8 protein-coding genes are annotated in these 8,882 nt (G+C 41.3%); 5 read left to right on the top strand and 3 right to left on the bottom strand.

From position 1 onward, the window contains the following. Window positions 1-81 precede the first annotated feature (81 nt). Genes FZF08_RS30235 through FZF08_RS31970 form a run of 3 tightly spaced genes read right to left on the bottom strand, consistent with a single transcriptional unit; the run spans window position 82 to window position 1,892 of the window. Window positions 82-1,515: a sulfatase gene (locus FZF08_RS30235; RefSeq protein WP_200837202.1), complete on the bottom strand. Its 1,434-nt coding sequence runs from the start codon at window positions 1,513-1,515 to the stop codon at window positions 82-84. 19 nt (window positions 1,516-1,534) lie between these two features. Next, window positions 1,535-1,690 (bottom strand): RagB/SusD family nutrient uptake outer membrane protein, encoded by a 156-nt coding sequence (locus FZF08_RS32445; RefSeq protein ID WP_409012680.1) that lies wholly within the window; start codon window positions 1,688-1,690, stop codon window positions 1,535-1,537. Next, the gene (locus tag FZF08_RS31970; protein ID WP_229216765.1) at window positions 1,629-1,892 is read right to left on the bottom strand and encodes a RagB/SusD family nutrient uptake outer membrane protein; all 264 of its coding nucleotides are present in this window, start codon (window positions 1,890-1,892) and stop codon (window positions 1,629-1,631) included. The genes FZF08_RS32445 and FZF08_RS31970 overlap by 62 nt, the downstream gene beginning before the upstream one ends. 271 nt (window positions 1,893-2,163) lie before the next feature. Between FZF08_RS31970 and FZF08_RS30225 the strand changes: the two genes are divergently transcribed. From FZF08_RS30225 to nagA, 5 genes are all read left to right on the top strand, one after another. Further along, entirely contained in the window at window positions 2,164-3,231 is a 1,068-nt protein-coding gene (locus FZF08_RS30225) for a substrate-binding domain-containing protein (RefSeq protein ID WP_159478183.1), read from the top strand. A 181-nt stretch (window positions 3,232-3,412) separates the two neighbouring features. Then, window positions 3,413-4,411, top strand: coding sequence for a Gfo/Idh/MocA family protein (locus FZF08_RS30220; RefSeq protein ID WP_409012681.1), 999 nt, complete (start codon window positions 3,413-3,415; stop codon window positions 4,409-4,411). 50 nt (window positions 4,412-4,461) lie between these two features. After that, window positions 4,462-5,859: a Gfo/Idh/MocA family protein gene (locus FZF08_RS30215; protein WP_159478177.1), complete on the top strand. Its 1,398-nt coding sequence runs from the start codon at window positions 4,462-4,464 to the stop codon at window positions 5,857-5,859. 46 nt (window positions 5,860-5,905) lie between these two features. Beyond that, window positions 5,906-7,228, top strand: a complete 1,323-nt coding sequence (locus FZF08_RS30210; protein ID WP_159478174.1) for a sugar MFS transporter — start codon at window positions 5,906-5,908, stop codon at window positions 7,226-7,228. A gap of 261 nt (window positions 7,229-7,489) precedes the next feature. Further along, the gene (nagA, locus tag FZF08_RS30205) at window positions 7,490-8,680 is read left to right on the top strand and encodes an N-acetylglucosamine-6-phosphate deacetylase (protein WP_159478171.1); all 1,191 of its coding nucleotides are present in this window, start codon (window positions 7,490-7,492) and stop codon (window positions 8,678-8,680) included. Window positions 8,681-8,882: the final 202 nt, after the last annotated feature.

The raw sequence follows: 8,882 nt of genomic DNA, 5'->3' as shown, positions 1-8,882 counted from the left end.
CAGATATAAAAACTGCGTCCATTTCGAAAACTATTGCGCCCATTGCGGTTAAAACACAAATTCAGTATCCATCAGTTTTAATTATTTCTGAATCTTCCCGCCCGGTCTTCTGTTATTTCCGTTTTTTTTCTGCAAATCGTCTCCCAAATCTTCCCTGGCAGCTTCTGCAATTTTTTCAAGTTCGGCTACGATTTCCGGATTTTGTGAGTATACATCATAACGTTCACCCGGATCACGACCCAGATTATAAAGCGCAACCGGGAAATCATGATTTTCAGGTGCTGGTCCGGGCTGGCCATCTTTTCCTGGTAATGAACCTTCGTAGGTACGGCCCGGATGTGGGAAAACAAGTTTCCAATTTCCCTTCCGAACTGCTTCCAGACTATTCTGACGATAGTAGTAAAGGAAATTTTCACGAGGTGTTTTCGTATCGTTACCTTTCAACAAGTCAACAAATTCAATTCCGTCAATTTTTTCTTTTGGCGATTTTGCACCCGTCAACTTAACGAGCGTTGGCAAAATATCAATGTTGGACAACAATTTGTTAGAAATTCTCCCCGCAGGCACAACACCAGGCCAGCGGATAATAGCCGGAACCCGTTGTCCGCCTTCAAACGAAGTACCTTTTCCTTCACGGAATCCACCGGCAGAACCGGCATGATCGCCGTAATTTAGCCACGGACCATTATCGCTGGTGAAAATAACAATCGTATTATCATCCAATCCCTGCGTTTTCAATTCTTTCATAATCTCTCCAACCGACCAATCCAGTTCAGTCAGCACATCACCAAAAATTCCGCGCTCACTTTTCCCTTTGAAATTAGCACTTGCAGCGAGCGGAACGTGTGGTAACGGCTCGGGAACATATAGGAAAAATGGTTTCCTTTTATTTTTCCTGATGAAGGAAACGGCATGCTCGGTAACCGTTCCCGTGATCAGACTTGCATCGTCAAGATCTTTAATTTCTTTCACCTGCTTGTTTCCTTCAATCCAGAAAAGCGGTGGATAATTCGCTTGTTTCTGCCAAGGATGGAGCGGCCACATATCGTGTGAATACGGAACGCCATAATATTCATCAAAACCTTGTTTCAAAGGAAGGAATGTAGAATCACTTCCCAAATGCCATTTCCCGAAAATTCCGGTTGTGTAACCCTTTGCTTTCAATAACTCGGCAATGGTCTCTTCATTCGGGTTAAGTCCCAAACCTTGTTTCGGGCCAAAAGCACCGGCAACACCAACGCGGTTTGGATAACAACCGGTTAGCAAAGCAGCCCGTGACGCACTGCAAACAGCCTGAGCGGCCATGAAATTGGTGAAACGCGTTCCTTCGGAAGCGAGTTTGTCAATATTTGGCGTTTTATACCCTAATGCCCCGGTAGCCGACAAATCACCGTAACCCATATCATCAATAAAAAATAAAACAATATTGGGTGTTTTGGATACTGGCTTCGGTACCATGGCAGCCATAAAAATAGCTAAACCTAAAACGAAACAGGATACGATTACGAACTTCATTATTTTGATAATTAACATATTACCAACCTGGGTTTTGGGTTAATGATGGATTTAAATCTCTTTCTTTTTGTGGAACCGGCCATAGATAATGACGGCTTACATCGAAAGCTTTATTAACCGAAACTATCTGAGCTGTTACCAATGCTACGGTTGCATCTTTTGTTGGTAACCCCATACATGGTTCCTGAAATGACTTTTTCTGCCGTTTTCCCGCGATGAATATCAAACAAATGCTGACCTTCAAACGCTAACTCAACCGTTTTTTCACGACGAACAATCGCGCATAATTCTGTTTGTGATAATGTGGTTACAGAAGGCTGTTTCACGTCTGTTCTACCATTTCTAACGGTACTAATTGCAGTCAGCACACTTGCCATCTATTTGTCTTTCAGTTTTGCTTCGGCATATGTCAAAAGAATTTCTGCGAAAATGAAGTACATAATTATTAATTGACGACCTGATGAAAGATCGAGTGTCTAACATTTTGTTAAAATTGAATGTCAAACAGATATCCAAATTGCGTACTGCAGATCTTCTTTCTTTGTTATTTACAAAAGGCTGGCTACATTAGAGATTGTACTTATTAATCTGATTACCCGGAAAAGTACCTCAAAACCTAAATCAGCAAATCGGCTATTAATTATTTCAATGGAAAAAGATCCGACATATTTTGGTGTTAAAGAAATTGCCCGCAGAGCAAATGTATCGATTGCAACAGTGGACAGGGTGATTCATAACCGCACGGGTGTATCGGAAAAAACGAAAAAAAGAATCAACGAAATCATTAAGGAGCTGGATTATCAGCCTAATATTCTGGCGAGCAGGCTGGCTTCAAAAAATATTATTATTCTAGCTGTTTTGATACCAAGAGTTTCCGAGGAAACTGATTTCTGGGATGCTCCTCTTCATGGTATCCAAAGAGCTGAAACTGAAATAAAACCCTACGGAATTCAAACGATTACGTTTTTCTTTGATTTAAATGATGAAAATTCATTTGAAACACAGGCAAATCTGATCCTCGAAAAAGGCGTAAACGGCGTTTTGTTATCACCTTCCTTTATTGCCCAATCCACAAAGTTTACCGAAGAATGCCGCAGACTGAAAATCCCTTTTGTTTTTATTGATTCCAATATTCCGGAGCAGCATAGTCTGGCCTATATTGGCCCTCATTTGTTTAAAAGCGGATATCTCGGCGCAAAACTGCTGACTTATAGGAAAGAGAAAAAAGGAAAAATTCTGGTGGTAAATATTTCCAAAGAAATTGAAAACTACAATTATCTTCAGATTGAAGAAGGATTCAGAAGTTACCTCAAAGAAAATCAATTAAACTTTGAAATTATCCGCGACGATATTAAAGAGACAGATTATCTTTCCGTAGCCCGAAATCTGACTCAGGTTTTTACTACACATGCAGATATTGAAGCCATATTCGTCACAAATTCCCGGGTATTTTCAGTTGCCACTTTCCTTGAAAACAAGAATAAGTCAGAGATTGCGCTGGTTGGTTATGACTTTACAAAAGAGAATATTCAACACCTCAACACGGGAACTATTGATTTCCTGATTTGTCATAAACCCGAAGAACAGGCCTATCGCGCCCTGATGGTTTTGTACCAGACATTGGTCAGAGGACAGCAAGTAGAAAAAACGCAATACATGCCGATTGATATTATTACGAGAGAAAACCAGGAATTTTATCAAATTCAGCCTATTTAGCATATTACTGGCTATTTTAAATTTTACTTTATCAAAACAAAGCACATTCCGATTCAAACAGAATTTTTCAGACATTTTTTCATAAAAAACCATACATTAAAGTTTTGTTATTATATTGCGGGTACGTACCCGATTTCGCTTTTACTTTGGTGCTATTCCTAAACCTTTATTATTTACAATGATGGATTCTTTAAACCGGAGACACTTCATTAAAGCAGCTGTTACTACCGGCGTGGGCTTGCAGTTTATGGACATTTTGCCTACACTTGCGGCCCATGTCGGTGGTAAAAGAATTGGTATTATTGGACTTGACACTTCGCACAGTACCGCTTTTACAAAAGCACTGAATGGCGATAATCCGGATACTATTTATGACGGGTATAAAGTTGTTGCGGCCTATCCACAGGGAAGCATGGATATAGAATCCAGTACATCCAGAATTCCTGCTTATACAGAAGAAGTGAAAAAACTGGGTGTGGAAATCGTGGGTTCGGTCAAAGATTTACTTTCAAAAGTAGATGTAGTTTTGCTTGAAACAAATGACGGACGACTGCATCTTCAACAGGCTTTGGAAGTTTTCAAAGCTGGCAAAAGAATGTTTATTGACAAGCCCGTAGCGGCTTCGATGAAGGATGTTCTGGCGATCTATGCAGCCTCTAAAAAATATAATATCCCGATTTTTTCAGCTTCCTCGCTTCGTTATATTAAAGGAATTGAATCCATTGATAAAAAGAAAGTACTGGGCGCCGACACATATAGCCCGGCGACTTTGGAAAAAACCCATCCCGATTTTTTCTGGTATGGAATCCATGGCGTAGAAACTTTATATACGGTTATGGGAACCGGATGTAAGAGTGTAAGTCGTGTGAGTACGCCGGATACCGATATTGTTATCGGCGTGTGGGCAGACGGACGCACCGGAACTTTTCGTGGAACACGTACCGGAAAACATGATTACGGCGGAACTGTATTTACCCAGGATGGAAATAAGATTCTAGGCCCCTACGCAGGTTACGAACCACTTTTGGTTGATATAATCAAATATTTTAAAACTGGCGAGGTGCCTGTTACACCGGAAGAAACCATTGAAATATTCGCCTTTATGGAAGCAGCCGATGAAAGTAAAAGACAGGGAGGAAAAAGTGTTACACTTGAAAGTGTGATGAAAGCCAGTAAATAAAGGGTTTAAGATATCTTACTAAGAGTATATAAAAACTTAATGCTTATCCCATGCAAATCAACGACATATCATCCATAAAAGATACTTCCAAAACGGAATCTGATCACGGTAATCCAAGAAGAGATTTTATCAAAAAGACTCTGGCGGGAACAGCACTTCTCTCTTTTGGAGGAATACTTCCGGGTTTCAGTCCTAAGAGTTATGCCAAAATAATCGGTGCCAATGAAAAAGTTCGCGTTGGCGTTATGGGTGTAAACAGCCGGGGTTTTGCTTTGGCCAGTAATTATGCCTTGCAACCGAATTGTGAAGTGATTTATATCTCCGATGTAGATTCCAGAGCGGCCGCAAAATGTATTGCCAAAGTCGAAGAACTTTCAGCTTCCAAACCAAAAAATCAGCCTGATTTCCGGAAAGCGCTGGAAGATAAGGATATGGATGCTCTGGTGGTAGCGGCTCCGGATCACTGGCATGCACCAGCGGCTATTCTCGCTTCCAAAGCAGGAAAACATGTTTATCTGGAAAAACCATGCAGCCACAATCCTCATGAGGGAGAACTTTTGGTGGCGGCATCGAAAAAATATAAAAACGTAATCCAGATGGGAAATCAGCGCCGTTCATGGCCTAACGTCGCTCTGGGTGTTAAGGAAGTTATCAACGGGACAATCGGACGCGCATATTTTGCAAAAGGCTGGTATACCAACAACCGTGCGTCCATTGGAATTGGTAAAGAAGTTGCAGTTCCAACCTGGCTTGATTATGAATTATGGCAGGGACCGGCGCCAAGAGTGGCTTTCAAAGATAATCTAGTTCATTACAACTGGCACTGGCTTTGGAATTGGGGAACAGGCGAAGCACTCAATAATGGAACGCATATGGTGGATTTGATGCGCTGGGGTTTAGGTGTTGATTATCCAACGCATGTGACCTCATCCGGCGGAAGATATCGCTACAAAGACGACTGGCAAACTCCTGATACACAAGTTATAAGCTGGGATTTCGGCAATGATAAAGGAATGACCTGGGAAGGCCGAAGCTGCAACGGGCGTACAAATGAAGGTGCCAGCGTAGGCGTTGTTTTTTACGGTGAAAAAGGATCGATCCAGATTGAACCAGGAAATTCTTACAAGGTTTATGATCTGGAAAACAAGCTGGTAAAAGACGTCCAAAACGATTACAAAATCGACGCCAGAAATAAAATGGATCCGTCGCAAGCTCTTGACGCCATTCACATCCAGAATTTTTTCGATGGTATAAAAAAAGGAACTGTTGTCAACGCTGAAATTGTCGGCGGCTACCAAAGTACATTACTTTGCCAATTAGGCAACATCGCAGTCCGTTCCGGAGGTTCGCTGGATATTGACCCTACTAACGGTCATATTCAAAATAACAAGGAAGCTGAGAAACTGTGGAAACGGGAATATGCAAAAGGTTGGGAGCCGACTGTTTAGTTGAAGTGCCGGCCGCTCTCCTCTTTCAACTTTCAATTAAGAAAAAATGAGTTCTCAATCCATTGCAATTCCTGCCAGCCAGCTTAGTAAGCGGGACACGACCATTTCGATTTTGATCATCGGTTTGATGTTTTTCATTTTCGGCTTTGTTTCGTGGGTCAATTCTATTCTGATACCATATTTCAAGATAGCCTGTGAGCTAACGAGTTTTCAGGCTTATCTGGTGGCATTTGCTTTTTATATTGCCTATTTCGTCATGTCAGTTCCTTCTTCCTATCTTCTAAAATCGGTTGGTTTTAAGAAAGGAATGATGATCGGTTTCTGGTGCATGGCCACGGGTGCGTTCATTTTTGTCCCGGCGGCAATGTCCCGGACTTATGAAATATTCCTGCTTGGTTTATTTACAATTGGTATAGGTCTGGCGATTTTACAATCTGCGGCAAATCCGTACATTACCATTTTAGGAGCAAAAGAACGTGCAGCGCAGCGGATCAGTATGATGGGAATCTGTAATAAAGCAGCCGGAATATTATCTCCGATTGTTTTCGCAGCTGTCATTCTTCGTCCAACGGATACCGCGCTTTTTTCGCAGCTTAGTTCTATGACGGATTTAGAAAGAAGCGGTGCCCTGGATGAATTGATCCGCCGGGTGATTAATCCCTATATCGGTCTTGGTAGTTTTCTTTTCATTTTAGGATTTCTGATTTATAAGTCTCCCCTGCCTGATATTGATACGGAGCATGAAAGCGAGGAAATCGCCACCGCCAATGCCGGAAAAACAAGTATTTTTCTTTTTCCACATTTAATTCTGGGTGCTCTTGCGATCTTCTTACACGTTGGAACACAGGTTATTGCGATTGATACGATTATTGGTTATGCCAATTCGATGGGCATAAATTTATTGGAAGCAAAGGTATTTCCATCTTACACGCTGTTTTGTACAATCTGCGGTTATCTGATCGGGATTTCTTTGATACCCAAATTTATTAGTCAGGTTAATGCTTTGCGTATCTGTACACTTTTAGGAACAGCTTTCACTTTGCTGATCATTTTCACTCACGGACAAATTAATTTCCTGGGTCACTCCACGGATATTTCAATCTGGTTTGTAGTGCTTTTAGGATTCGCGAATTCCTTGGTTTGGGCGGGAATATGGCCATTGGCACTGGATGATCTTGGGCGTTTTACCAAACTTGGTGCTTCCGTTATGATCATGGGATTGTGCGGGAATGCAATTATGCCTCTGTTTTACGGTTATGTTGCCGATTTGTATGACGTCAGAATTGCTTATTGGGTGTTATTTCCTTGTTATTTGTATCTGGTTTTTTATGCGGTGAAAGGTCATAAAATTCGAAAATGGACGGTTTAGATTAAAGGCCGTTTAGGTTGATGTTATTTATGTCACCCTTTTAGGGTTCGGATCCTAACCTATTGAAGAATTTCTATTATACTGTCATCCCTTCGGGATTAAGGCACAGTAATCACAATCCCGAAGGGATGACATTATTATAGAAAAGATGTAGTCCAGCTATTTTTTAACCCTGAAAGTGCGGCCCGCGCAGGGTGACATATGTTGATCTAAATTCTCTGGTTCAGGACAACAAAATGAAAATTATTAAAACTAATACTAATGACTTTTACCAAAATATTTAACGGAAAAATACTGACACCTCACCGCATCCTTCAGAGCGGATGTGTGATCATCGAAAATGGTATAATCCGTGAGGTAAGTGAAAAGAATATTGAAATAAATGATGCCTTAGAAGTCGATGCAAGAGGAAAATATATAGCTCCCGGTTTTATTGATCTTCACATTCACGGCGGCGGCGGCAGTGATTTTATGGATGGAACCGAAGAAGCTTTTCTGATTATCGCAGAAACCCATGCCAAATATGGTACAACCTCGATGGTGCCAACGACCTTAACCAGTGAAAAAGAAGATTTATTAAAGACACTTGACCTTTACGAAATAGCCAATAAAAATAATAAAAAAGGAGCTCAGTTTCTGGGTATGCATCTTGAAGGACCATACTTTGCCATGGCTCAACGTGGTGCACAAGATCCACGCTATATCCGGGATCCCGATCCTGAAGAATACAAAGAAGTACTTGCACACTCATCCTCGATCACCCGATGGAGTGCCGCGCCTGAATTAAAAGGCGCTATTGAGTTTGCAAAATATTTGAAATCAAAAGGTGTCCTTGCTGCTCTTGCGCACACAGATGCAATCTACGAAGAAGTGCTCGAAGGTTTTGAAAACGGCTATACGCTTGCAACGCATTTATATTCCGGCATGTCGGGGGTGACAAGAAGAAATGCTTTTCGCTATGCAGGTGTCATTGAAAGTGCATTTATTATTGATGCAATGGATGTGGAAATTATAGCCGACGGAATTCATCTTCCCGCTCCGTTATTGAAATTGATCGTGAAAATTAAAGGTCCGGACCGGATTGCGTTGATCACTGATGCCATGCGTGCTGCCGGAATGCCGGAAGGCGACAGTGTTTTGGGCCCTTTAAAAACAGGTTTGAAAGTAATCGTTGAGGACGGTGTAGCCAAATTACCAGATCGTTCTTCCTTCGCAGGAAGCGTCGCCACCGCCGACAGACTGGTCAGAAATATGATTCAAATGGCTGATGTTTCACTATTAGATGCTATCAAGATGATCACTTTGACACCTGCCAGAATCATGAATGTGCATGACCATAAAGGATCACTCGTGGCAGGGAAAGATGCAGATATTGTGATATTTGATGAAAATATTAATGTTGAAAAAACAATTGTTGGTGGACGAGTTATATATGATACTTTGACAAATTAAAAGGGGGCACGTAAAGAAGTTAAGAAAAGAGCAAAAGTCGCAAAGGCTTCGCGTGCTTTGCGTTTTAACTTTTTCGCTACTATATAACTTCTTCATGCTGCCTCAGCCATAAGCCTTTTTAGTGCCCTTTCTAAATTTGCAATTTTAGCCAATCTGTATTTTTCTCTGTATTCGTCTTGGTCGAAAGGAATAAAAGGCTGCT

Source organism: Dyadobacter sp. 3J3 (genome assembly GCF_009801115.1).
GTDB lineage: Bacteria > Bacteroidota > Bacteroidia > Cytophagales > Spirosomataceae > Dyadobacter.
Note: the sequence above shows the minus strand (reverse complement) of the source record. Positions and strands in the feature narration are given on the sequence as shown.

Coding starts and splice junctions, on each gene's coding strand:
- nagA (WP_159478171.1), top strand. CDS start 7,490: ATGACTTTTACCAAAATATTTAACGGAAAAATACTGACACCTCACCGC.
- FZF08_RS30235 (WP_200837202.1), bottom strand. CDS start 1,515: ATGAAGTTCGTAATCGTATCCTGTTTCGTTTTAGGTTTAGCTATTTTT.
- FZF08_RS32445 (WP_409012680.1), bottom strand. CDS start 1,690: ATGGGGTTACCAACAAAAGATGCAACCGTAGCATTGGTAACAGCTCAG.
- FZF08_RS30215 (WP_159478177.1), top strand. CDS start 4,462: ATGCAAATCAACGACATATCATCCATAAAAGATACTTCCAAAACGGAA.
- FZF08_RS30220 (WP_409012681.1), top strand. CDS start 3,413: ATGGATTCTTTAAACCGGAGACACTTCATTAAAGCAGCTGTTACTACC.
- FZF08_RS30210 (WP_159478174.1), top strand. CDS start 5,906: ATGAGTTCTCAATCCATTGCAATTCCTGCCAGCCAGCTTAGTAAGCGG.
- FZF08_RS31970 (WP_229216765.1), bottom strand. CDS start 1,892: ATGGCAAGTGTGCTGACTGCAATTAGTACCGTTAGAAATGGTAGAACA.
- FZF08_RS30225 (WP_159478183.1), top strand. CDS start 2,164: ATGGAAAAAGATCCGACATATTTTGGTGTTAAAGAAATTGCCCGCAGA.